This window comes from Thiomonas sp. (assembly GCF_054608695.1).
The window spans coordinates 1-22,217 of the sequence record NZ_JBTRXV010000008.1 but is presented as its reverse complement, the minus strand read 5'-3'; the positions used below and the strand labels follow the sequence as shown (position 1 = coordinate 22,217).

Here is a 22,217-nt window from a genome sequence, read left to right as displayed (position 1 = left end):
GGCGGGCCAGGGTCGATGGGCTCAGGCGGCGCTGCCGGTCGTGGTGACTCCGGCGGCGTCCTGTTCGCTCGCCTCGGCTGCCCGCATGCGCAGCAGCAAAGCGCCCTCCTGAATCTGCTCGCCCACGGCAACCAGCACGGCGTCGATCACGCCGCCATCGCTGGCCTGCAGCGTGTGTTCCATTTTCATGGCTTCCAGCACCAGCAGCGGCTGGCCCGTTTGCACCGTCTGCCCCGGCGCCACCAGCACCGCGGCAATGCGTCCGGGCATGGGCGCGCTCAAGCGGCCATTGCCGCCAGCGCCGCTGGCGGCATGGGTGCTGGCTTCACGCAGCGACAGCGCGGCGTGGCCGTCCGACGCGAACACATGCAGGCGCGCGGGTTTGGCTGCCTGGCTGCCGTTCCGGCTGTCATCCCGGTTGTCGTCCTGGCGCACGACATGCGCGCGCAGCGTCTGCTCCCCCCAGCGGATCGACAGCGCCAGCTCGTTCGGGCCGCTGGGTACGGCATGCCAATGCAGCGGCTGTGGCTGCGACGCCGCCAAGGCCAGTCGCCAGCCACCTTCGGCGCCGCGCATCAAGCTGGCCGGCAGCGCATGCGTGCCCCACTGCCAATGCAGCTCGCGTGCCGGCAGCACGCCGTTGCTCCAGCCGTCGCAGGCGCTCCAGGGGTCGAGGGTTTGTTGCGCGCGCTCGGCTTCCAGCAGGGCGCAGGTGGCGGCCAGCGCGGCGTGTTCGGGCGCCAGCGCTTCGGCCAACAGCGTGCCCTGCTCGCGGGCGATCAGGCCCGTGTCCATGTGGCCGGCCATGAAGGCGGGCGATTGCACCAGGCGGTGCAGGAAAGCCGCGTTGGTGTCGGGCCCGACGATGCGCACGGCGCGCAAGCCCTGCGCCATGCGCGCCAGGGCTTGCGCGCGGGTTTCTCCCCAGGCGATGAGCTTGGCGATCATCGGGTCGTAATGCGGGGTGATGGCGTCGCCCTCGCGCACGCCGCTGTCCACCCGCAGCGCGGCAGGGTTGCCGTCCACCTTGAAGGCCACATGCGGCGGCAGCTCCAGGCGTGCAAGCCGGCCGGTGGATGGCAGAAAGCCGGCGGCAGGGTTCTCGGCGTACAGCCGCACTTCGACTGCGTGCCCATGCGGCATCTGCGGCGCTGCGGGCAGCGGCTCGCCCGCGGCCACGCGCAACTGCCACGCCACCAGGTCGAGCCCGGTGATCATTTCCGTCACCGGGTGCTCCACCTGCAGCCGGGTGTTCATCTCCATGAAATAAAAGCTGCGGATGCCGCCGGCGCCATCGCCTTCGGCAATGAACTCCACCGTGCCGGCGCCGACGTAGCCCACCGCTTGCGCCGCGGCCACCGCGGCCTGCGCCAGCGCGGCGCGCTGCTCGGGCGTGAGGCCGGGCGCGGGCGCTTCCTCCACCACTTTCTGGTGGCGGCGCTGCAACGAGCAGTCACGCTCGAACAGCGCCACGGTGTGGCCGTGGCTGTCGGCGAACACCTGGATTTCAATGTGGCGCGGCTTGGCCACCAGCTTCTCGATCAGCACCGCATCGTTGCCGAAAGCGGCCTTGGCCTCGCGCCGGCACGAGCCCAAGGCAGCGGCGAAGTCCGCCGCCGCCATGACTTCGCGCATGCCCTTGCCACCGCCGCCGGCGCTGGCCTTGATCAACACCGGATAGCCGATGCGCGCCGCCTCGGCCGCGAGCAGTGTGTCGTCCTGTTCGGCGCCGTGGTAGCCCGGAACCAGCGGCACACCGGCCGCCTGCATCAGGCGCTTGGACTCGGCTTTCAATCCCATCGCATGGATGGCTGCTGGCGGCGGCCCGATGAAGACCACGCCTGCATCCGCGCAGGCTTGCGCAAACGCCGCGTTTTCGCTCAGGAAGCCGTAGCCCGGATGCACCGCCTGCGCCCCGCTGTCGCGCGCGGCCTGCAGGATGCGCGCGGCGTCGAGATAGCTCTGCGCCGCAGGCGCCGGGCCGATGCAGATGGCTTCGTCGCAAGCCGCCACATGCGCCGCCTGGGCGTCGGCCTCGGAATACACCGCCACGATGCGGATGCCGAGTTCGCGGCAGGTGGCAGCAACGCGGCAGGCGATCTCGCCGCGGTTGGCGATCAACACTTTCGAGAACATGTCAGCAGGCCTCCAGTCTGTGCGCGGCGAGATCGCCTGCGGCGGCGCTGCGCGCCCCTTGCGGGGACACTGGTCGCCGCGATTGGCGATGAGCACTTTCGAGAACATCTCAGCAGGCCTCAGAAAAGAAGAATTGTTCGCGAACCCGATGGTTGACTTTTGCAGCTCAAGGCTTGTCTTGAACATGCACATCGGTCACATCGTGCATCGGCGGCAGCGGGCGTGGCGAGGGGGCGGGCGGCATGGGCGGGCCGGGTTCGGGGCGGCCGCTGAACAGGCGCACCATCTTGCCGAGCAGGCCGCGGACGAAGCGAAAGCTCTTGCGCGCCAGCCACACCATGGCGATCAGGGTCAGCACCAGGGCGACGAAGAACACCAGCGGGTGCGCCCAAGACAGCCACAGGCCGCCGAGCACCAGCGCGTCTTCGCCGAACGAGGCGCCCACATTCGAGAATGGTTCGGGCGAGGTGTTGATGGCGGCGCGGGTGGTGAGCTTGGTGCCGTGGCTCACGGCAGCCAGGCTGCCACCAGCCGCTGCCGCCAGTGCGGCGACGAAGCCGTGGTTGAGCCCGAACACGCTGGCCGCGAGCAAGGCGCCCATGGGAATGCGCAAGAGCGTGGAGATGAAGTCGAGCAGGCTGTCGACGCCCGGAATCTTGTCGCCGATGAACTCGGCCAGCGCCAGCACGCCGGTGATGCCCACCGCCACCGGACTGGCGAGCACTTGCAGCCCGCCCGGCAGATGGACCCAGCCGGCCAGCCCCGCCACGCCAACGGCGAACAGCACGAGAAAAGCGCGAAAGCCGCTGGCCCAGCCCAGCGCGGCGGCGAGCGCGAGCAGTTGAAGGGTGTCGGATGCGGGCGGGGTCATGGCGGCGCTGGCCTGCGTGGATCAAAGCGTCAAAGCGCGGTCTGCATCGGAATGACGCGACGTGGAGCCGGGGCAGCTTGCGGCGCAGCAGCCTGCACGCCCGTGGCCCGCAGCCCGAGCCGCGCGAACAAGGCCCGGTCCGCGTCGACATCGGCATTGCCCGTCACCAGCAGGGTGTCGCCGTAGAAGATGGAGTTGGCGCCGGCCAGGAAACAGAGGGCCTGGATGCCGTCGCCCAGTTCCTTGCGTCCGGCCGACAGCCGCACCCAGGCGCGGGGCATGGCGATGCGCGCTGCGGCCACGGTGCGGACGAACTCGAAGGGATCGAGGTCGGCGGCGTGTTCCAAGGGCGTGCCGGCAACGCGCACCAGTGCGTTGATCGGCACGGATTCGGGGTAGGGGTCGAGGTTCGCCAGCTCGGCCAGCAGGCCCGCGCGGTCGCGCCGGCTCTCGCCCATGCCGACGATGCCGCCGCAGCATACATGCATGCCGGCCTCGCGCACCGCGTGCAGGGTGTCGAGCCGCTCCTGGTAGGTGCGGGTCGTGATGATGCTGCCGTAGAACTCGGGCGAGGTGTCGAGGTTGTGGTTGTAGTAGTCCAGCCCGGCGTCGGCCAGACGCTGCGCCTGCGCGGGTTGCAGCATGCCCAGGGTCATGCAGGTTTCCAGGCCCAGGGCTTTCACGCCCTCCACCATGGCAGCCACCTTGTCGATGTCGCGGTCCTTGGGTTCGCGCCACGCCGCGCCCATGCAGAAGCGGCTGGCGCCGGCGTCCTTCGCCGCCTGGGCGTTGGCCAGTACCAGATCCACGTCCATCAACTTCTCGGCCTTCACGCCGACGTCGTAATGCGCGGATTGCGGGCAGTAGCCGCAGTCTTCGGCGCAGCCGCCGGTCTTGATCGACAGCAGCGAGGAGAGCTGCACCTCGGTGGGGTCGAAGTGCGCGCGATGCGTCTGCTGCGCCTGCCACAGCAGTTCAGGCAGCGGCAGGGCGAGCAGGGCTTCGATGCGCGCGGGAGTCCAGGAGGAAGAGGTGGTCGTGGTCATGGCGGTTTGCGAGACGAATTCAGGAGGGCTGCGCCCAGGAGGGTTTGCGCTTGGCGAGGAAGGCGGCGATGCCTTCGCGCCCTTCGGCGCTGGAGCGGGCTTCGGCAATGCGTACTGCGGTGTCGGCCAGCAGCGCCTCGTTCAGCGGGCGGTGCGCCACGTCGGCCAACAGCCGCTTGGCGGCAGCCAGCGCCTGGGGCGAGGCGGCCAGCAGCGCCGCACACCATTGTTGCACCTGGGCATCGAGCGCGGCGGCGTCCGTCGCGACCTCGTGGATCAGGCCCGTCTGCCGCGCCGTGGCGGCGTCGAAGACCTCGGCGGTGAGGCTGTAGCGCTGCGCCGCGCGCGGCCCCATCGCCCGCAGCACATGCGGGGCGATGGTGGCGGGAATCAGCCCGAGCTTGACCTCACTCAGGCAAAAGCGGGCGGACTGCAGCGCCACGGCCAGATCGCACGCCGCCACCAGGCCCACGCCGCCGGCGAAGGCGTCGCCCTGCACCCGCGCGATCACGGGCTTGGGGCAATCGGCGATGGCGCGCAGCATGCGGGCGAGCTTGAGCCCGTCGTCGCGGTTCTCGGCGTCGCTGTAGCCGGCCATCTCGCGCATCCAGTTCAGGTCGGCGCCGGCAGAGAACGCCGGGCCATCGGCCGCCAGCACGACGACGCGCACCTGCGGCGCGGCGCCCAGCTCGATGAAGGCGGCGTGCAGCGCGGCGATGGTGGCGGCGTCGAAGGCATTGCGCACCTCGGGGCGCGCCAGCGTGACCGTGGCGACGGCGCCGTTGCGGGAAAGGTGGATGGGTGCTGCGCTCATTGCTGTTGCTGCTCCTGTTGGCGGCGCTCGGCCTGCAGCATGTAAATCAGGTCGAGTTCGGGGCAGGTGTGGCCCATCATCGTCAGTGCGGCGGTGATCTGGCCGCGATGGTGGGTGCCGTGGTTGAACACATGCGCCAGGGTGGCGGCATAAGGCGCGGTCACCGGCACGCCCTTGCTGCTGGTGTAGTTGAACGAGCCTGAGAAGCGGTCTTCCGGCAAGGCTTCGATGAACGGCCCCCACGCCTGTGCCGCGGCGAGCAGGCGTTGGGCCAGCAGGGCGCGGTCGGGCTCGGCTTCCTGGTCGAGCGCGATGCCGCTTGGCGAAATGCCGAGCGCGAAGCGGCTGAACCACAACTGGTGCTCACCGACCAGCAGATGGTTCAAGGTGCCGTGCACGCTCTTGAAAAACAGCCCGCAATCGCGCCGGTAATCGGCCTCCGGCAGCGCGGCCACATGCTCGTCGAGCAGCTTGCGCGCGGCCCAGGCGTGGTAGCGGGCCATGGTGCGTAGATGGTTGCGCAGGTTGGTCATGGTCGAGGCTCCATGGATCGGTGGCGACGGGGGCGGCAGCGGGCTCAATGCGCCTTGAACTGCGCCAGTGCGGGCGCGGTCATGGTGGGGTGGAATTCCACCAGGGTGTATTCGGCCACGCCTGCCGTGTAGAAGGGGTCCTCGTGCATCATGGCCTCGGCCGCATCGCGGCTCGCGGCCTGCGCCAGGATCACGCCTCCGGTGCGCGGCTCCATGCGGCCCGACATGAGGAAGCTGCCGTCGGCGTAGCGGCGGCGCAGGTATTCGCGGTGCGCGGCGAGGTGGGCTTCGACCTGGTCGAGCGGGCGGATGTACTTCAGCAGGATGAGGAACATGGTCTGAGCGTGCGTTTGCAGGGCAGGGGATGTGTATGGATCAGTGCCGCCAGACCTTGAGGCCGCGCAGGTCTTCCATCACGTCGAAGTCGGCATCGTCGTGCAGCAGGGCGTGGCCGTGCTCGATGCAGTAGCTGGCTTGCAGGATGTCGATGAGGCTGCGGATGGTGTAGCCCATCGCGCGCAGCAGGCGGTCGTGCTGCACGGCTTGCAGGGCGTTGTGCTCGCCGCCGATGTCCACCGTGGTCAATTCGGCCAGGGTCTTGCGCGCGGCGAGGTGGTCGCGCTCGTGGCGGAAACCGCGCAGCACTTCGAACAGCACCAGGTCGGCCACGGCCAGCGGCGCCATGTCTTCGAGCAGCCAGGCGAGCTGGTCGGTCTGCCGGGTCGTGCGGCCGTTGAAAAAATCGATCCACACCGAGCTGTCCACCAGGATCATTTCGCCGCCTTGCCCCGGGTCGCCGCGGGGCCGTAGGCGTTGCGCGATGCCTGCACCATGGGCGGCGCGGCATCCGCGGCCAAGGGATCTTCCCAGCGCAGCTTGCCGCGCAGGGCGAGCAAGTCGCGGTAGGCTGCCTGCCTGCGCAGCAGCTTCAAGCCGGCCTCCACCGCGTCCTTCTTGGTCTTGAACGGGCCGGCGCGCATCGCCGCGTCCATGAGTGCGTCGTCGATGTCGATGTTCGTGCGCATGATGTGTGTGAAATGATGGAGTGATACACATTGTAGGCTTCTGCCTCACATCCGGAACACCCCGAAGCGGGTTTCGGGGATCGGCGCATTGAGCGCTGCCGACAGCCCCAGCGCCAGGACGCGGCGGGTCTCGGCGGGGTCGATGACGCCGTCGTCCCACAGCCGGGCGGTGGCGTGGTAGGGGTGGCCCTGGGTTTCGTATTGGTCGCGGATGGGCGCCTTGAAGGCCTCCTCCTCCGCCGCGCTCCAGGCGCCGCCCTTGGCCTCGATGCCGTCGCGCCGCACCGTGGCCAGCACGCTGGCCGCCTGCTCGCCGCCCATCACGCTGATGCGCGCGTTGGGCCATATCCAGAGTTGGCGCGGGCCGTAGGCGCGGCCGCACATGCCGTAGTTGCCGGCACCGAAACTGCCGCCGATGATGACCGTGAACTTCGGCACCGCGGCGCAGGCCACGGCCGTCACCATCTTCGCGCCGTTGCGGGCAATGCCTTCGTTCTCGGCTTTTTTGCCGATCATGAAGCCGGTGATGTTCTGCAGGAACACCAGCGGCACGCGGCGCTGGCAGCACAGCTCGATGAAGTGCGCACCCTTCAGCGCCGACTCGGAAAACAAAATGCCGTTGTTGGCGACGATGCCCACCGGCATGCCCTGGATGTGGGCGAAGCCGCACACCAGGGTGGTGCCGTAGCGCGCCTTGAATTCGTCGAGCTCCGAGCCGTCGACGATGCGGGCGATGATCTCGCGCACGTCCAGCGGCTTGCGCAAATCCAGTGGCGCCAGGCCGTGTAGTTCCTCGGCCGGGTAGGCGGGGGCGCGTGGTTCGCGCAACTCCAGCCCCTGGCGCTTGTCGGCTGCGGCGGGCAGATGGCCGACGATGCGACGGGTGATCGCCAGCGCCTCGGTGTCGTCGTGGGCGTAGTGGTCGGCCACGCCCGAGAGCCGCGTGTGCACGTCGGCGCCGCCCAAGTCTTCGGCGCTCACCACTTCGCCGATGGCGGCTTTCACCAGCGGCGGGCCGGCGAGGAAGATGGTGCCCTGGCCCTTGACGATGACCGACTCGTCGCTCATCGCCGGCACATAAGCGCCGCCCGCGGTGCACGAACCCATCACCACCGCAATCTGCGGCACACCCGCAGCGCTCATCGTCGCCTGGTTGTAGAAGATGCGGCCGAAGTGGTCGCGGTCGGGAAACACCTCGTCCTGATTGGGCAGATTGGCGCCGCCCGAGTCCACCAGATAGATGCAGGGCAAGCGGTTTTCGCGGGCGATGTCTTGTGCGCGCAGATGCTTTTTCACCGTCATCGGGTAATAGGTGCCGCCCTTCACCGTGGCGTCGTTGCACACCACCACGCACTCGCGCCCTTGGATGCGGCCGATGCCGGTGATGATGCCCGCGCCCGGCGCGGCGTCGTCGTACAGGCCCAGCGCCGCCAGCGCCGAGAACTCCAGGAAAGGCGTGCCGGGATCGAGCAAAGCGGCCACGCGGCTGCGCGGCAGCAGCTTGCCGCGCGCGGTGTGCTTGGCCCGCGCGGCCTCGCCGCCGCCCAGGGCCGCCAGGGCCAGCTTGGCGCGCAAGTCGTCGAGCAACGCGCGCATGGTTTGTGCATTCGCGGCGAAGGCGGCGCTGCGGAGGTCGATGCTGGATTCAAGACGGGGCATGGCGGGAATTCGGTCCTGGGGGAGGCAAGGGCTTGCGGGTTGGCGGCTGGCCGTATGGCCGTGAAGTTGTCGAGCCGGATTCAGGCCGTGCGCTCCGGCTGCACGCCCAACTCCCGCTGCATGGCTTCGCGAATCTTGAATTTCTGCACCTTGCCGGTGATGGTCATTGGAAAGCTCTGCACGAAGCGGATGTGGCGCGGGATCTTGTAGTGCGCGATCTGGCCTTTGCAGAACTCGCGGATGTCGTCGTCCGTGGGAGACGTGCCAGCTTTGGCGATGATCCAGGCGCACAACTCCTCGCCGTACTTCGCATCGGGCACGCCCACCACCTGCACGTCCTGCACCACGGGACAGCGATAGAGGAATTCCTCCACCTCGCGTGGATAAATGTTCTCGCCGCCGCGGATCACCATGTCCTTGATGCGGCCGACGATGTTCACATAGCCCTCGGCGTCCATCGTCGCCAGGTCGCCGGTGTGCATCCAGCCCTCGGGGTCGATGGCCTCTTGCGTCTTCTCCGCATCGCCCCAATAGCCGTGCATGACCGAATAGCCGCGGGTGCAGAGCTCGCCCGGCGTGCCGGGTGGCACGGTGGCCCTGGTTTGCGGGTCGATGATCTTCACCTCCAGATGCGGCTGCACCTGGCCGACGGTGCTGACGCGCTTGTCCAGCGGCGTGTCGGTGGAACTTTGGCAGCTCACCGGCGCGGTTTCGGTCATGCCGTAAGCGATGGTGATCTCGCTCAAGTGCATATCGCGCACCACCCGTTTCATCACCTCGGTCGGGCAGGGGCTGCCGGCCATGATGCCGGTGCGCAGCGTGCCCATGTCGAACTCCGCGAAGCGCGGATGGTCGAGCATGGCGATGAACATGGTGGGCACGCCATGCAGTCCGGTGCAGGCCTCTTCCTGCACGGTCTGCAGGGTGAGCAAAGGGTCGAACCCATCGTTCGGATAAACGATGGTGGCGCCATGCGTGAGGCATGCCAGGTTGCCCAGCACCATGCCGAAGCAGTGGTACAGCGGCACTGGAATGCACAGCCGGTCGGCCGCGGTGAGGCGCATGGCCTCGCCGATGAAATAGCCGTTGTTCAGGATGTTGCTGTGGGTCAGCGTGGCGCCTTTGGGGAAGCCGGTGGTGCCGCTGGTGAACTGGATGTTGATGGGATCAAACGCGGCCAGCTGCGCCGCCGCCTGCGCCACCATCGGGTCGGCGCCGCTGCCTTGCGCGAGCCAGTCGGCGAAGCGCAGCATGCCGGGTTCGGCTTCCAGGCCAAGATGCACCACGAGGCGCAAGTCCGGCAGGCGCGCGGCGCGCAGTTCACCCGGAGCGCAAGTGGCAAGCTCCGGCGCGAGTTCGCGCAGCATGGCCAGATAGTCGCTGGTCTTGAAACGCGTCATCGTCACCAGCGCGCGGCAGCCCACCTTGTTCAGCGCGTACTCCACTTCCGATGTGCGGTAAGCCGGGTTGATGTTCACCAGGATCACGCCCACCTTGGCCGTGGCCAGTTGCATCAGCACCCATTCCACGCCGTTGTGCGCCCAGATGCCGACGCGGTCGCCCTTGCGCAGGCCGCTGCGCAACAGGCTGCTGGCGAGCCGGTCGACCTCGCGCTTGAGTTCGGCGTAGCTCAGGTGCAGGCCCTGGTGGCGCGACACCAGGGCCTCGTGCTCACCCTGGCGCGCGGCCATCGCATCGAAGAAATCGCCCAGGGTCTGGGTGATGAGCGGCGCGAGCTTGTCGCCGCAGGCATAGCTGGTGGTGAGAACGTCGGTCATGGTTGTCTCCAGGGTTCGGGTGCGGCGCTCGGGCACCGTCTGGTTGGATGATGGCAAGACTTCAGAATCTCGCCGTCAGCCAGGCGTCGAGCTGGGGCAGGCGGTCCACGCCCCAGAAAGGCTCGTCGTCCACCACGAAAAATGGCGCGCCGCACACGCCACTTTGCAGGGCGCGATCGACATTCGCCTTGAGCTGGGCCTTGATCTGCGCATCGCCGCACCAGGCATCCACCTGCGCCGGCTCCAATCCCAGTTCCCGCGCCAGCTCGTGCAGCACTGGCATGTCGCTGATGTTGCGGTTGTGCGCAAAGTAGGCGCCGAAGCAGGCATGCACCCAGGGCGCGGCCTTGTCGGGGTGCTCCCGTTGCAACCCGATGACCACGCGCGCGGCCTGATAGGTGACCACGGGGAAGCGCTCGGGATGGAGATAGGGCACGCCGAGAAAACGGGCCGAGCGCGGGATGTCGATGAGGGCGTAATCGCCCTTGATCGGCTGGTCCACCAGCGCCTTGGCGCCCGTTGCTGCGAACACCGGCCCCAGCAGGATGGGCACCCATTCGATGCCACGGCCGTGCTTCGCCGCCAGCGCCTCGATGCGGGTGCTGGCGAGGTAGGAGTAGGGCGAGGTGAAGTCGAAATAAAAGGTGATGGGGCTGACGGGCATGGTGAGTCTCCGGGGGCTGTTCCCGACGTTATAGCGCGCGGGCGATGAGCATTTTCTGCACATCGCTGGTGCCTTCGTAAATCTGGCAAACCCGCACGTCGCGCCAGATGCGCTCGACGGGGAAGTCTTCCACATAGCCGTAACCGCCGTGGATCTGCATGGCGTCACTGCACACGCGCTCGGCCATGGTGCTGGCCAACAGCTTGGCCATCGCAGCTTCTTTCAGGCAAGGCTGGCCGGCATCCTTCAGGCTGGCCGCGTGCCACACCAGCTGCCGCGCCGCCTCGATCTGCATCGCCATGTCCGCCAGCCGGAACTGCACCGCCTGATGCTCGACGATCGGCTTGCCGAACGCGCTGCGCTCGCGGGCGTAGCGCAGGGCCGCCTCGAACGCCGCATGCGCCATGCCCACCGCCTGCGACGCAATGCCGATGCGCCCGCCTTCCAGACCGGAGAGCGCGATCTTGTAGCCCTCGCCTTCGGCGCCGATGCGGTTTTCCAGCGGCACGCGGCAGGCGTCGAAGCGGATCTGCGCGGTGTCGCTTGCGGTCTGCCCGGTCTTGTGTTCCAAGCGTTCCACGACATAACCCGGCGCATCGGTGGGCACGATGAAAGCGCTGATGCCCTTCTTGCCCGCAGCCCGGTCGGTGGCCGCCAGCACGATGGCGACACCGCCGTGCTTGCCGCTGGTGATGAACTGCTTGACGCCGTCGAGCACGTAGCGGCTGCCATCCAGCCTTGCGCTTGTTCGCAAATTCGATGCATCCGAGCCAGCCTGCGGCTCGGTCAGCGCGAACGCCCCGATCGTCTCGCCGCGCGCCACCGGCTTGAGCCAGCGCTCCTTCTGCGCCTCGCTGCCCCAGGCCATCAAGATCGAACACACCGGGCAGTTGTTCACGCTGACGATGGTGCTGGTGGCGCCGTCGGCGGCGGCAATTTCCTCGATCGCCAGCGCCAGCGCCAGATAGTCCAGCCCGGCGCCATCCCATTGTGTTGGCACGGCAATGCCCAGGCAGCCGAGCGCGGCCAGGCCTTGCAAGGCCTCGCGTGGGAAGCGGGCCTCTCGCGCCCAGGCGGCGGCGTGCGGCGCGATTTCCGCTTGCGCGTAGTCGCGCACCGCGTCGCGGATGAGTCGGTGGTCGTCGGAGAGCAGCATGTCAGTCGGGCAGCTTGGCGGTCACTTCGATTTCGACGCGCATGCGAGGGTCGATCAAGCCGCAGATTTGCGCCGTCGCGGCCGGGCGTGCACGGGCAAAGTGCTGGCCGAAGATGGGCGCGAGCTGGTCGAACAAGGCGGCGTCGGTCAGCAGGTAGCGCACCCGCACCACATCGTCCAGCGTGCAGCCAGCCTCGCGCAAGGCGGCGGCGATATTGCGAAAGCATTGCCGGGTTTGCTCCGCCGCGTCGTCGCTGATGGTCATGGCGGTGTAGTCGAAACCCGTGGTGCCGGAGACATGCACATAGCGGTCATCGACCACGGCGCGGCTGTAGCCGGCAAGGGTCTCGAAGCTGGAGCCGGATCTGATGTGTTTGTTCACAGCAGTTCCACCGCCATGGCGGTGGCCTCGCCGCCGCCGATGCACAGCGCGGCCACGCCTTTTTTGAGCCCGTGCTTGCGCAGTGCGCCCAGCAGGGTGACGACGATGCGCGCGCCACTCGCGCCGATGGGGTGGCCCAGCGCCACGGCGCCGCCATGCACGTTGACGATGTCGTGCGGCAGGCTGAATTCGCGCATCGCCGCCATGGTGACGGCGGCGAAGGCCTCGTTCACTTCCCACAAGTCCACGTCGGCCGCCTTCCAGCCGGATTTGTCCAGCACCTTCTGGATCGCGCCCACCGGCGCGGTGGTGAACCACTCCGGCGCCTGCGCGTGCACCGCATGCGAGACGATGCGGGCGATGGGCTTGCAGCCCAGCTTGGCGGCGGTGGATTGGCGCATCAGCACCAAGGCGGCTGCGCCGTCGGAAATGCTCGACGAGGTGGCGGCGGTGATGGCGCCGTCTTTCTTGAACGCGGGCTTCAGGCCGGGAATCTTGTCGAGCTTGGCCTTGAACGGCTGCTCGTCGCGGTTGATTTGTGTGTCGCCGCCACGACCCGCCACGGTGACCGGCGCCATTTCCCAGTCGAAGCTGCCGTCCTCGTTTGCTTTCTTGCTGCGCTCGGTGGAGGCGATGGCGAAGGCGTCCATCTCGGCGCGGCTGAAGCTGTACTTGCTGACGCAGCTTTCGGCGAACACGCCCATCGCCTTGCCGCCGCCGTTTGGTGAACGCTCGTAGGCGTCTTCCAGGCCATCGAGCGCCATGTGGTCGTAGAACTGGGTGGCGCCATACTTCACCCCCTTGCGGACGAAGGCCAGGTGGGGCGCGTTGGTCATGCTCTCCATGCCGCCGGCCACCATCACATCGGCCGAACCCGCGGCCAGCATGTCGTGGGCGAACATCATCGCCCGCATGCCCGAGCCGCACATTTTCGACAGCGTCACGGCCCCGGCGGATTGCGGCAGCCCGGCCTTGAGCGCGGCTTGCCGCGCCGGGGCCTGGCCCTGGCCGGCCATGAGGCAATTGCCCATGAGGACTTCGTTCACGGCGTCGCCGGCAATGCCGGCACGTTGCACGGCAGCCGCGATGGCCGTGGCGCCGAGATCCCAGGCGGGGACGGCGGCGAAGTCGCCGAGCAGCCCCCCGATGGGGGTGCGCGCGGCGGAAACAATGACGATGGGATCGGAATTCATGATGCCTCCAGAGCGGTTGTTGAAAGGGGTGCCGCGCCCACCGGCGCGGACGCGGACTGCGCATGCCGATGGCCGAAGCGGCGCGTCGTGTCATACGGAAACACGTCGAACACATGGCCCTCGCGCGTGCGCTGCTGTTGCTGCTGCCAGTACGCGGCGTCGAGCAGATCGGCGTGGTGGCGCATGAAGACCTCGCGCACCTTGGGGTTGCCGAGCAGGAAGGTGCCGAAGGTCTCGGGAAAGATGTCGTGCGGGCCCACCGGGTACCAGGGCTCGGCGGCCATTTCGTCTTCTTCGCAGCGCGGCGCGGGCACGTGGCGGAAGTTGCAGTCGGTGATGTATTCGATCTCGTCGTAGTCGTAGAACACCACCTTGCCGTGGCGCGTGATGCCGAAGTTTTTCCACAGCATGTCGCCCGGGAAAATATTCGCCGCCACCAGGTCCTTGATGGCGTTGCCGTAGTCGATCACCGCCGCCTCCAGTTGCGCCGGCGTGGCCTCCTGCAGGTGGATGTTCAGCGGAATCATGCGCCGCTCGATGTAGCAATGGCGAATGATGAGCAAATCGCCTTCCTCTTCCACCAGCGAGGCGCAGGTGGCCTTGAGTTCGGCAATCAGCTCGGCATCGAAGCGCTCGCGCGGGAAGGCCACGTTGGAATACTCCAGCGTGTCGGCCATGCGGCCCACGCGGTCGTGCTGCTTCACCAGCAGATACTTGGCCTTGATCTTCTCGCGCGTGGTGTCTTTCGGGGCGGGGTAGAAGTCGCGAATGACTTTGAACACGAAGGGAAACGAGGGCAGGGTGAACACCAGCATCACCATGCCCTTGATGCCCGGGGCGGTGGTGAAGCGGTCGCTCGAATGCCGCAAGTGGTAGAGGAAGTCGCGGTAGAACAAGGTCTTGCCCTGCTTGGCCAGGCCGAGCGCGCTGTACAGCTCGGAACGCGGTTTGCGCGGCATCAGCGTGCGCAAAAACTGCACATAGGCCGAGGGCACCGCCATGTCCACCATGAAGTAGGCGCGGGCGAAGGAGAACAGCAGCAGCAGGTCGTCCTCGTGCAGCAGCACGGTGTCGATGACGAGCCGGCCGCGCGCGTCGTGCAGGATGGGCAGCGCCAGCGGAAACTCCCAGAAGCCGTTGATGATCTTGCCCACCACATAGGCGCCCTTGTTGCGGTAGAACAGCGAGGACAGCACCTGAATCTGGAAATTGCTGCGCAGCCGCGCGCCCTCCAGCCGCCGCTCCACGGCCTCCAGCACCTGGTCGATGTCGCGCTCCAGATGCTCGAACGGAAGCTGCAGCAGGTGGTTGTGGATGATGCGCACCAGCGTGTCGCGCAGGGTTTCGCGTGTGGGGTAGTAGGCGCGGAAGGTGGGTTGCGCGGCCGGCTCGTCGTACTCGATGTATTCGGTGGAGAGGGCCGGACGCACGAACAGGATGTCGTTGTGGAAATGCTGCCGATGCAGGATCTTGGTCGTCACCGAATTGAAGAAGGTTTCGGCCAGCTCGGGTTGCAGATGGTTGGTCAGCAGGCCAATGTAATGCAGCTTGGCCTGGTGCCAGATGGCCGTGTCCAGATGTCCGGCGTCGAACTCGGTCTGCAGCCGCTCGGTGGCTTCGTCCACCCGGGTGTCGTAGAAGGCGATGCGCTCGCGCTGCGCCCGCTGCTGCCCGGCCCAGTCGGCCGCCTCGAACCGCGCCTTGGCCTCGCGGCTGACCTCACGGAACAGGCGGTAATGCTTGTTGAAGCCGTCGAGCATGGCGCGGGCGATGGCGAACGCGACATGCGAATCCAGCCGGGGTGGAAATTGGTTCATCGGGCGCGCCCACAAAACAAGAACGTCTCCGACTGTACCCGCGCCCGCGTTTCAGTTTCAGGAACAGGGCCGGGCGCCATGCCCCGCGGCAGCCTGCGTGCTAGGCTGAACGCCCTTGAGTTGGACAGGCTGGCCCGCTGCGTCGCAGCAGAACGCAAGGCAGGTGCGGCGAGTCGCACGGTGCGCCATGCCCGGTCAGCCCCATCACCCATCTTCACATTTTCAGGAGACACGCCATGCCCGGACTGCTTCCCGATGTCGACCCCGACGGCCTGCTGGAATATTCGGTCGTCTACACCGACCGCTCGCTCAACCACATGGCCAAGCGCTTCCAGCAGGTCATGCGCGATCTGTCCGACATGCTGAAAACCGCTTACAACGCGCACCAAGCCGTGATCGTGCCCGGCAGCGGCAGCTTCGCGATGGAAGCCGTGGCGCGCCAGTTCGTGCAAGGCCAGAGCGCGCTCATCGTGCGCAACGGCTGGTTCAGCTACCGTTGGTCGCAAATCATCGAGATGGGCAAGCTCAGCGACAAGGTGACGGTGCTCAAGGCACGCCGCACCGCCGAGGCCAGCGAGTCGCCCTTCGCCCCCGCGCCCATCGCCGAGGTGGTCGCCGCCATTCGCCGCGAGCGCCCCGCCGTGGTGTTCGCGCCGCATGTGGAAACCTCCGCCGGCCTGATCTTGCCCGACGACCATCTGCGCGCCATCGGCACGGCGGTGCGCGAAGTCGGCGGCCTGTTCGTGCTCGACTGCATCGCTTCCGGCGCGATGTGGGTGGACATGCAGGACAACCTGGTGGACGTGCTCGTCTCCGCGCCGCAAAAAGGCTGGAGCGGCCCGCCCTGCTGCGGCTTCGCCATGCTGGGCGAGCGCGCCGTGGCCAAGCTCGACACCACCCAGAGCGACAGCTTCACCTGCGACCTGAAGAAGTGGCAGCAGATCATGCAGGCCTACGTCAAGGGTGGCCATGCCTACCATGCCACCATGCCCACCCAGGCGCTGGAGCAGACCCGCGATGTCATGCGCGAAGCCTGCGCCATCGGTCTGCCCAAGCTCAAGGCGGCGCAGATCGAACTCGGCCGCGCGGTGCGTGCCTCGCTGGAACGCCGTGGCGTGAAAAGCGTGGCGGCAGTTGGTTTTCAAGCTCCAGGCGTGGTGGTGAGCTACACCCGCGACCCCGAGATCCAGAACACCAAGAAGTTCGCCGCCGCTGGCCTGCAAATCGCTGCGGGCGTGCCCCTGGCCTGCGACGAGCCGGCCGATTTCATGAGCTTCCGCCTCGGCTTGTTCGGCCTGGACAAATGGGCCGACGTACCCGCCGCCGTGCGTCGGCTGGAGGCCGCGTTCGACGCCGTGGGCCTGGTGCCGGCGCCGCAGACCCGGCCGCAGATGGCGTGACACGCTTTGCATGCGCGCAGCCATCGACTCAGGCCGTTTGCGCGAACAGTTCCCGCCCGATCAGCATGCGGCGGATCTCGGACGTGCCGGCGCCAATTTCGTACAGCTTGGCGTCGCGCCACAGCCGCCCCAGCGGGTAGTCGCTGATATAGCCGTTGCCGCCGAAGATCTGGATGCCTTCGCCCGCCATCCAGGTGGCTTTCTCGGCGCACCAGAGAATGACCGCGGCGCAGTCCTTGCGCACGCCTCTGGCGTGGCCGTCGCCTAGGGCGTCGAGGTTTTTGCCCACCATGTAGAGCAGGCTGCGCCCGGCTTGCAGCGTGGTGTAGAGGTCGGCCAGCTTGGCCTGGATGAGCTGGAATTCGCCAATCGCCTGGCCGAACTGTTTGCGTTCATGCGCGTAGGGCACGACGTTGTCCATCACCGCCTGCATGATGCCCACCGGCCCCCCAGCCAGCACCGCGCGCTCGTAATCCAGCCCGCTCATCAGCACGTTCGCGCCGCCGCCCACGCTGCCCAGCACGTTCTCGGCGGGTACCTCGACGTCCTGGAACACCAGTTCGCCGGTATGGCTGCCGCGCATGCCGAGCTTGTCGAGCTTTTGCGCCACGGAAAAGCCCTTGAATCCCTTCTCCACGATGAAGGCGGTGATGCCCTTGCTGCCCGCGGCCAGATCGGTCTTGGCATACACGACCAGGGTGTGCGCGTCGGGCCCGTTGGTGATCCACATCTTGGTGCCATTGAGCACGTAGGCATCGCCGCGCTTGTCGGCGCGCAGCTTCATGCTGACCACGTCGCTGCCCGCGCCCGGCTCGCTCATGGCCAACGCGCCCACATGCTCGCCCGACAGGAGCTTGGGCAGGTAGCGCGCCTTCTGCGCGGCATTGCCGTTGCGCCGGATCTGGTTGACGCAGAGATTGGAATGCGCGCCGTAGCTCAAGGCCACCGAAGCGCTGGCGCGGGAGATTTCTTCCATCGCCACCATGTGAGCCAGATAGCCCATGCCGCTGCCGCCCTCCAACTCCGGCACGGTCACGCCGAGCAGGCCGAGGTCGCCGAACTTGCGCCAGAGGTCCATGGGGAACTGGTCGCTGCGGTCGATGTCCGCCGCGCGCGGCGCGATCTCGGCCTGCGCAAAGTTGCGCACGGCCTCGCGCAGCGCGTCAATGTCTTCGCCGAGTTGAAAGTCCAGTCCGGGCAGGTTCATCGCGAGTCTCCTTGGGTATCGTCTTGTTCGTGGCGTGCGTTGTTTGCCGCGCGCCTCCGGGCGGTGGTGCTCAATAGCCTTTCGTCACCGGCATGATGGTCTGTTGCATCACGGCGCACAGCGTCTCGCGGCCATCGTCGGCCTGGTGAACCACGTTCGCCGCCGTGATGATGATGCGCCGGCCGGCGCGCACCACCCGCCCCCGCGCCAGCAACGCGCCGCCGCTGCAGGCCGCCAGGAAATTGATCTTGTACTCCACCGTGGCCACCTCCATGCCTTCGGGCGCGACGGTCATCGCGGCGTAGCCGGCGGCAATGTCGGCCAGCGCGCCCATCGCCCCACCGTGAAAGCTGCCCTGCTGCTGGCTCACGCGCTCGGAGTGCGGCAGCCGGAGGTCGGCCCTGCCATGCGCCAGATGCTCGATGCCCGCGTCCCAATGCCGCATCAGGCCTTGGCGCGCAAAGCTCTGCCGCACGGCGGCGTCCTGCGTCGGGGAAAGCGCAGCGGCGGCTTCCTGCGCGCCCTGGGTTTCGGTGGGTGGCTGCTGCATGGTTCGGTGCCCGGGATGGTGGCAGGTGCGGATGGATGGTCGCGTTGATGGAGAATTTGATTGACGTTTACGTTAACGGCAATCGTAGCAGCCGGCTGAAGCGGATGTCGCGCGCTGTCCCCTACCGGGCCTCCCTGGCGCCTTGCTTCGCCAGCAGGGCGCGAGCCTCGGCTTCATAGCCGCCAATCTCATCCAGCGTGGTTTGCAGTTCGGCCATGCGCTCCTCGATGTCGCGGCGGTGCGCGCCCAGGACGTCCAGGAAGCGGCGCAGTTGCGGCGCAGTGTCGCGGGGCGACTCGTACATCGTCACCAGTTCCTTGATCTCCGCCAGACTCAGCCCCAGGCGCTTGCCGCGTTGCGTGAGTTTCAGGCGCGTGCGGTCACCTTGCGAGTACACCCGCTGCCGTCCCTCGCGTTCGGGTTGGAGCAAGCCCGCTTCCTCGTAGAAGCGAATCGCGCGCGGCGTGAGCTCGAACTCGCGCGCCAGTTCAGCGATGGTGTAGCGGGGTGGCAGCGGTTTGGCCATGGGGAGCGCGGGCTGGAAGGTCGGGACCGAATTGACGTATACGTCAAGTGTAGTCAGAAGGTCTGCAGCGGCCGATCGGCAATCGGCGGCAATCGGCCCTGGCCTGAAACCGCCTGGCCTGGCGCGCACAATTTCGGCTTTGGCCATACGCTTTGTTCTCCCCGCCTTGCTCCACCCGCCTTGCTTCACCCGCCTTGTTCCACCCCCCCCCCTTGCTCCACCCATATCCCAGCCCATGTCCGAGCCCACCCCGCTGCAAACCCGGGAGCAATACAGCGCCGCCTACGACAACTCCGCTGCCGTGCCCAACGCGCAGTCCTTGCTGCACGACTTGCTGGGACGCAGCCAGGCCGCGTACGCGCAGCATGACTGCACGCGCAACATCCCTTACGGCCCGGGTCCGCGCCAGGTGTTCGACTGGTTTGCACCCGCGCCGCCAGTGCGAGCGGCCGGCGCCGCCAATGCCGCGCCCATCCTCGCCTTTCTCCACGGCGGCTACTGGCAATGGCGCAGCAAGGATGATTTCGCCTGCATCGCCACCGGCCCGCTGGCAGCCGGCTTCCATGTGGTGCTGGGCGAGTACACCCTGGCGCCGCAGGTGCGCATGCCCGACATCGTCGCCGAAGTCGGTTTGCTGCTGGACGCGCTGCAGTCCCACCCCGGGCTCGGCCAGTCGCAAGGGCAGCCGCCGCGCATCGTGCTGGCGGGGCATTCGGCCGGCGGTCATCTGGCCGCCATGCACCGTGCCCACCCGGCGGTGGCCGCGGTGCTCGCCATCAGCGGTCTGTTCGAGCTGGCACCGATTGCGCGTGGCGCCCTCAACGACGCCTTGCAACTCAGCGAGGACGAGATCGCCGAGTGCAGTCCGCAGCGCCGCATCCGGCCCGGCCGCATCACCGAGGTGGCCGTCGGCGCGGCCGAACTGCCTGAACTGCAGCGCCAGAGCCGTGCCTATGCCGCAGCGCTCCAGGCCGCAGGCGAGCCGGCGCAGTTCCACGCGCTGTCCGGGCGCAACCACTTCGACATCCTGCACGAGTTGGAGCGGCCCGAAGGTTCGCTGTTGGCCCTGGCGCGTGCCCTCGCGAAGCATGCGGGGCTCGGCGCAGCCGGCTGACGCTTTATGTCGCATTCATGCGCGAAATCGGTCGGAGTGTGACAAAACATGGCAATGCCGCACGGGCTTCCGGCGCAAAATTTCGACGTTTTTGTGACAAGTTGCACGTCCAGCCCTAATTTCCGCATGGCGCAACTCTTGCTGCTCGCCCAGTGCCCCCACCTGGGGGCCAGCGGCGTGTCCAGCGCTACCCCATATCCAAACCAAGATCAGAGGCACGCCATGCTGCAAGCCAAGCGCCCACACCCGCGGCGAAACCGACACCGCAGCGCCAGCGGGGGTTTCACGCTCATCGAGTTGATGATCGTGGTCGCCATCATCGGCATCCTCGCCGCCATCGCCATTCCCGCCTATCAAACCTATGTGATTCGCGCCCAGGTTTCCGAGGGGCTCTCCCTTGCGGGTGGCACCAAGCTGGCCCTGGGGGACTTTTACGGGCAGAAAGGCTATCTGCCGGCGAGCAATGCCTCGCTCAACCTGCCCGGCACCATCCAGGGCAACTACGTCAGCAACGTCACCATGCGCAGCGCTGGCGTGATTCAGGTTCAGTACGGGCGCAAGGCCAACAGCGACATCCTGGGCAGCACATTGCTGCTCTCCGCCCGCACCAGCGCCGGCGCCATCGCCTGGACCTGCGTCTCCGGCGGCAGCCAGCCCATCGCCACCGCGTACCTGCCAACCTCCTGCACCTGACCCCTCAGCCACGCTGCCGCACGCGCGTGCGGCACGAGCTGGCACGCAATCTGCTAGATGAAGAGTGAACAAGTTGTGTTGTTCTCTCATCTCCGGGACTTTCGCCCGCCGCAAGGCGGGCTTTTTCTTGGCGGGACCGCGGCCGCTGACCGGCACCGGCACCGGCACCGGCAACATCCAACCACCCCATGGCGAGCCCTTGGGTGCCGAAGGCGGCAAACGCCACGGTACCTGGGGGCATTCGCGCATCGCCCTCCCATCATCATTCACGGCAGCTGCAAACAAACTGTTGCAGCGTGAGCGGGTGGTTTTTCCTAGGATGCAGGCATCGGGCGCCAAGCTTCGGAGCCTGGCATTTTGGGAGGTGATGGTTATGCAAATGCGACATCTGGGCATCAGCGGTCCGCTGGTGTCCGCGCTGGGCCTGGGCTGCATGGGCATGTCGGAGTTTTATGGCCCGGCGGATGAGGCGGCGTCGATCGCCACCATCCACCGCGCGCTGGACCTGGGCGTGAATTTCCTCGACACCGCCGATATGTATGGCGCGGGGGACAACGAGGAACTGCTGGGCCGCGCCTTGCGCGGGCGCCGCAACCAGGCGGTGCTGGCCACCAAGTTCGGCAACGTCAGGGGGCCGGACCGCAGCTTTGCCGGGGTCAACGGCCGCCCGGAGTATGTGCTCCAGGCCTGCGACGCCAGCCTGCGCCGGCTCAAGCTCGACGTCATCGATCTGTACTACCAACACCGCGTGGACCCGCAGGTGCCGATCGAAGAGACGGTGGGGGCGATGGCCGATCTCGTGCATGCCGGCAAGGTGCGCTGGCTCGGTTTGTCGGAGGCGGCGCCCGCCACCATCCGCCGTGCCCACAAGGTGCACCCGATTGCCGCGCTGCAGACCGAATACTCGCTATGGAGCCGCGACCCGGAAGGCGAACTGCTCGACACGGTGCGCGAACTCGGCATCGCCTTCGTTGCCTACAGCCCGCTCGGGCGCGGCTTTCTCACCGGCGCGATCCGCAGGCAGGAAGACCTCAGCCCCGGCGACTGGCGGCTGCATTCGCCGCGTTTCCAGGCCGACGCCATTGCCGCCAATCTGCACCTGGCCGACACCCTGCACGACATGGCCGCCGAGCGCGGCTGCACCGCGGCGCAACTGGCGCTGGCCTGGCTGCTGGCGCAGGGCGACGACATCATTCCCATCCCCGGCACGCGGCGCATCAGCCGCCTGGAGGAGAACCTGGGCGCGCTGAAAGTGCCGCTGTCCACCGACGACCTGCTGCGCATCCATCAGGCCATGCCTCCGGGTGCGGCCCAGGGCACGCGCTACCCCGAGGCGGCGCTGAAGGCGGTGAACCGGTAGCTGCCCGACAGGGCTCCGAGCCGGCTCGATGCTCCCCTCGCGCCGTGGGGCGCCGAGGGAACGGCATGCGTCAATCCGGCCAAGCTGCCGCAACCGAGGTGGATTCAGACTTGGCCCGGGCGTAGAGTGGAGGTGGCCCGACCGGCCGTTCACAACAACACCACACCCACAAGGCGCCACGAGCGCCGCACTACACGGAAACCGCCATGCTGCAAAAAGCCAGCCCGAAGAATCCCCTGTCCTACATCGACCCCCAGCCCGACAGCCCGTGGCAGACCTATCTCGCCCAGGTC

At 67.5% G+C, this 22,217-nt stretch carries 22 protein-coding genes; 4 read left to right on the top strand and 18 right to left on the bottom strand.

The window, feature by feature from the left end; all coding sequences use genetic code 11:
• Positions 1–21: 21 nt before the first annotated feature.
• The 15 genes from ACYCUK_RS05530 to aceK form a co-directional block, all read right to left on the bottom strand.
• Positions 22–2,136: an acetyl/propionyl/methylcrotonyl-CoA carboxylase subunit alpha gene (locus ACYCUK_RS05530; protein WP_461593831.1), complete on the bottom strand. Its 2,115-nt coding sequence runs from the start codon at positions 2,134–2,136 to the stop codon at positions 22–24.
• 166 nt (positions 2,137–2,302) lie between these two features.
• Positions 2,303–3,007 (bottom strand): DUF4126 domain-containing protein, encoded by a 705-nt coding sequence (locus ACYCUK_RS05525; protein WP_461593830.1) that lies wholly within the window; start codon positions 3,005–3,007, stop codon positions 2,303–2,305.
• A gap of 29 nt (positions 3,008–3,036) precedes the next feature.
• Positions 3,037–4,053: a biotin synthase BioB gene (gene bioB, locus ACYCUK_RS05520; RefSeq protein ID WP_461593829.1), complete on the bottom strand. Its 1,017-nt coding sequence runs from the start codon at positions 4,051–4,053 to the stop codon at positions 3,037–3,039.
• Between the two features lie 19 nt (positions 4,054–4,072).
• Entirely contained in the window at positions 4,073–4,867 is a 795-nt protein-coding gene (locus ACYCUK_RS05515) for an enoyl-CoA hydratase-related protein (protein WP_461593828.1), read from the bottom strand.
• Positions 4,864–5,400, bottom strand: coding sequence for a DinB family protein (locus ACYCUK_RS05510; RefSeq protein ID WP_461593827.1), 537 nt, complete (start codon positions 5,398–5,400; stop codon positions 4,864–4,866). Before ACYCUK_RS05510 ends, ACYCUK_RS05515 begins: the two co-directional genes overlap by 4 nt.
• 44 nt (positions 5,401–5,444) lie before the next feature.
• A complete protein-coding gene (locus tag ACYCUK_RS05505) occupies positions 5,445–5,735 on the bottom strand; it encodes a YciI family protein (protein ID WP_461593826.1) in 291 nt (96 codons plus the stop codon).
• Between the two features lie 40 nt (positions 5,736–5,775).
• Positions 5,776–6,174, bottom strand: coding sequence for a type II toxin-antitoxin system VapC family toxin (gene vapC / locus ACYCUK_RS05500; protein ID WP_461593825.1), 399 nt, complete (start codon positions 6,172–6,174; stop codon positions 5,776–5,778).
• Entirely contained in the window at positions 6,171–6,425 is a 255-nt protein-coding gene (locus tag ACYCUK_RS05495) for a type II toxin-antitoxin system VapB family antitoxin (protein ID WP_461593824.1), read from the bottom strand. The genes vapC and ACYCUK_RS05495 overlap by 4 nt, the downstream gene beginning before the upstream one ends.
• A 45-nt stretch (positions 6,426–6,470) precedes the next feature.
• Entirely contained in the window at positions 6,471–8,084 is a 1,614-nt protein-coding gene (locus tag ACYCUK_RS05490) for a carboxyl transferase domain-containing protein (RefSeq protein WP_461593823.1), read from the bottom strand.
• Positions 8,085–8,164: 80 nt separating this feature from the next.
• On the bottom strand, positions 8,165–9,862 hold the full coding sequence (locus ACYCUK_RS05485) for an AMP-binding protein (protein ID WP_461593822.1): 1,698 nt from the start codon (positions 9,860–9,862) through the stop codon (positions 8,165–8,167).
• A 61-nt stretch (positions 9,863–9,923) separates the two neighbouring features.
• On the bottom strand, positions 9,924–10,526 hold the full coding sequence (locus ACYCUK_RS05480; protein ID WP_461593821.1) for a DsbA family protein: 603 nt from the start codon (positions 10,524–10,526) through the stop codon (positions 9,924–9,926).
• A 28-nt stretch (positions 10,527–10,554) separates the two neighbouring features.
• Positions 10,555–11,682 carry an acyl-CoA dehydrogenase family protein gene (locus ACYCUK_RS05475; RefSeq protein ID WP_461593820.1) on the bottom strand — a complete coding sequence of 376 codons (1,128 nt, stop codon included), beginning with the start codon at positions 11,680–11,682 and terminating at the stop codon, positions 10,555–10,557.
• A 1-nt stretch (position 11,683) separates the two neighbouring features.
• A complete protein-coding gene (locus ACYCUK_RS05470; RefSeq protein ID WP_461593819.1) occupies positions 11,684–12,064 on the bottom strand; it encodes a RidA family protein in 381 nt (126 codons plus the stop codon).
• The gene (locus ACYCUK_RS05465; protein WP_461593818.1) at positions 12,061–13,257 is read right to left on the bottom strand and encodes an acetyl-CoA C-acyltransferase; all 1,197 of its coding nucleotides are present in this window, start codon (positions 13,255–13,257) and stop codon (positions 12,061–12,063) included. Before ACYCUK_RS05465 ends, ACYCUK_RS05470 begins: the two co-directional genes overlap by 4 nt.
• Complete coding sequence (aceK, locus tag ACYCUK_RS05460) at positions 13,254–15,074, bottom strand: bifunctional isocitrate dehydrogenase kinase/phosphatase (protein WP_461593817.1); 1,821 nt, start codon at positions 15,072–15,074, stop codon at positions 13,254–13,256. Before aceK ends, ACYCUK_RS05465 begins: the two co-directional genes overlap by 4 nt.
• A 236-nt stretch (positions 15,075–15,310) precedes the next feature.
• On the opposite strand from aceK, the gene ACYCUK_RS05455 reads away from it, so the two are divergent.
• On the top strand, positions 15,311–16,474 hold the full coding sequence (locus ACYCUK_RS05455; RefSeq protein ID WP_461593816.1) for an alanine--glyoxylate aminotransferase family protein: 1,164 nt from the start codon (positions 15,311–15,313) through the stop codon (positions 16,472–16,474).
• 28 nt (positions 16,475–16,502) lie between these two features.
• Here ACYCUK_RS05455 and ACYCUK_RS05450 read toward each other — a convergent pair whose 3' ends face one another.
• The 3 genes from ACYCUK_RS05450 to ACYCUK_RS05440 form a co-directional block, all read right to left on the bottom strand.
• A complete protein-coding gene (locus ACYCUK_RS05450; RefSeq protein WP_461593815.1) occupies positions 16,503–17,681 on the bottom strand; it encodes an isovaleryl-CoA dehydrogenase in 1,179 nt (392 codons plus the stop codon).
• Between the two features lie 70 nt (positions 17,682–17,751).
• Complete coding sequence (locus ACYCUK_RS05445; RefSeq protein ID WP_461593814.1) at positions 17,752–18,231, bottom strand: PaaI family thioesterase; 480 nt, start codon at positions 18,229–18,231, stop codon at positions 17,752–17,754.
• A gap of 121 nt (positions 18,232–18,352) precedes the next feature.
• Complete coding sequence (locus ACYCUK_RS05440; RefSeq protein ID WP_461593813.1) at positions 18,353–18,757, bottom strand: MerR family transcriptional regulator; 405 nt, start codon at positions 18,755–18,757, stop codon at positions 18,353–18,355.
• Between the two features lie 235 nt (positions 18,758–18,992).
• On the opposite strand from ACYCUK_RS05440, the gene ACYCUK_RS05435 reads away from it, so the two are divergent.
• The 3 genes from ACYCUK_RS05435 to ACYCUK_RS05425 all read left to right on the top strand — a co-directional run bounded on the left by ACYCUK_RS05435 (position 18,993) and on the right by ACYCUK_RS05425 (position 21,924).
• On the top strand, positions 18,993–19,871 hold the full coding sequence (locus ACYCUK_RS05435; protein WP_461593812.1) for an alpha/beta hydrolase: 879 nt from the start codon (positions 18,993–18,995) through the stop codon (positions 19,869–19,871).
• 222 nt (positions 19,872–20,093) lie between these two features.
• The gene (locus ACYCUK_RS05430; RefSeq protein ID WP_461593811.1) at positions 20,094–20,564 is read left to right on the top strand and encodes a pilin; all 471 of its coding nucleotides are present in this window, start codon (positions 20,094–20,096) and stop codon (positions 20,562–20,564) included.
• A 373-nt stretch (positions 20,565–20,937) separates the two neighbouring features.
• Positions 20,938–21,924 carry an aldo/keto reductase gene (locus ACYCUK_RS05425; protein ID WP_461593810.1) on the top strand — a complete coding sequence of 329 codons (987 nt, stop codon included), beginning with the start codon at positions 20,938–20,940 and terminating at the stop codon, positions 21,922–21,924.
• The last annotated feature ends 293 nt before the right edge of the window (positions 21,925–22,217 follow it).

What these genes read in the sequence shown, in the direction of transcription:
- ACYCUK_RS05530 (WP_461593831.1), bottom strand. Translation starts at nt 2,136, where the DNA reads ATGTTCTCGAAAGTGTTGATCGCCAACCGCGGCGAGATCGCCTGCCGC.
- ACYCUK_RS05525 (WP_461593830.1), bottom strand. Translation starts at nt 3,007, where the DNA reads ATGACCCCGCCCGCATCCGACACCCTTCAACTGCTCGCGCTCGCCGCC.
- bioB (WP_461593829.1), bottom strand. Translation starts at nt 4,053, where the DNA reads ATGACCACGACCACCTCTTCCTCCTGGACTCCCGCGCGCATCGAAGCC.
- ACYCUK_RS05515 (WP_461593828.1), bottom strand. Translation starts at nt 4,867, where the DNA reads ATGAGCGCAGCACCCATCCACCTTTCCCGCAACGGCGCCGTCGCCACG.
- ACYCUK_RS05510 (WP_461593827.1), bottom strand. Translation starts at nt 5,400, where the DNA reads ATGACCAACCTGCGCAACCATCTACGCACCATGGCCCGCTACCACGCC.
- ACYCUK_RS05505 (WP_461593826.1), bottom strand. Translation starts at nt 5,735, where the DNA reads ATGTTCCTCATCCTGCTGAAGTACATCCGCCCGCTCGACCAGGTCGAA.
- vapC (WP_461593825.1), bottom strand. Translation starts at nt 6,174, where the DNA reads ATGATCCTGGTGGACAGCTCGGTGTGGATCGATTTTTTCAACGGCCGC.
- ACYCUK_RS05495 (WP_461593824.1), bottom strand. Translation starts at nt 6,425, where the DNA reads ATGCGCACGAACATCGACATCGACGACGCACTCATGGACGCGGCGATG.
- ACYCUK_RS05490 (WP_461593823.1), bottom strand. Translation starts at nt 8,084, where the DNA reads ATGCCCCGTCTTGAATCCAGCATCGACCTCCGCAGCGCCGCCTTCGCC.
- ACYCUK_RS05485 (WP_461593822.1), bottom strand. Translation starts at nt 9,862, where the DNA reads ATGACCGACGTTCTCACCACCAGCTATGCCTGCGGCGACAAGCTCGCG.
- ACYCUK_RS05480 (WP_461593821.1), bottom strand. Translation starts at nt 10,526, where the DNA reads ATGCCCGTCAGCCCCATCACCTTTTATTTCGACTTCACCTCGCCCTAC.
- ACYCUK_RS05475 (WP_461593820.1), bottom strand. Translation starts at nt 11,682, where the DNA reads ATGCTGCTCTCCGACGACCACCGACTCATCCGCGACGCGGTGCGCGAC.
- ACYCUK_RS05465 (WP_461593818.1), bottom strand. Translation starts at nt 13,257, where the DNA reads ATGAATTCCGATCCCATCGTCATTGTTTCCGCCGCGCGCACCCCCATC.
- aceK (WP_461593817.1), bottom strand. Translation starts at nt 15,074, where the DNA reads ATGAACCAATTTCCACCCCGGCTGGATTCGCATGTCGCGTTCGCCATC.
- ACYCUK_RS05455 (WP_461593816.1), top strand. Translation starts at nt 15,311, where the DNA reads ATGCCCGGACTGCTTCCCGATGTCGACCCCGACGGCCTGCTGGAATAT.
- ACYCUK_RS05450 (WP_461593815.1), bottom strand. Translation starts at nt 17,681, where the DNA reads ATGAACCTGCCCGGACTGGACTTTCAACTCGGCGAAGACATTGACGCG.
- ACYCUK_RS05445 (WP_461593814.1), bottom strand. Translation starts at nt 18,231, where the DNA reads ATGCAGCAGCCACCCACCGAAACCCAGGGCGCGCAGGAAGCCGCCGCT.
- ACYCUK_RS05440 (WP_461593813.1), bottom strand. Translation starts at nt 18,757, where the DNA reads ATGGCCAAACCGCTGCCACCCCGCTACACCATCGCTGAACTGGCGCGC.
- ACYCUK_RS05435 (WP_461593812.1), top strand. Translation starts at nt 18,993, where the DNA reads ATGTCCGAGCCCACCCCGCTGCAAACCCGGGAGCAATACAGCGCCGCC.
- ACYCUK_RS05430 (WP_461593811.1), top strand. Translation starts at nt 20,094, where the DNA reads ATGCTGCAAGCCAAGCGCCCACACCCGCGGCGAAACCGACACCGCAGC.
- ACYCUK_RS05425 (WP_461593810.1), top strand. Translation starts at nt 20,938, where the DNA reads ATGCAAATGCGACATCTGGGCATCAGCGGTCCGCTGGTGTCCGCGCTG.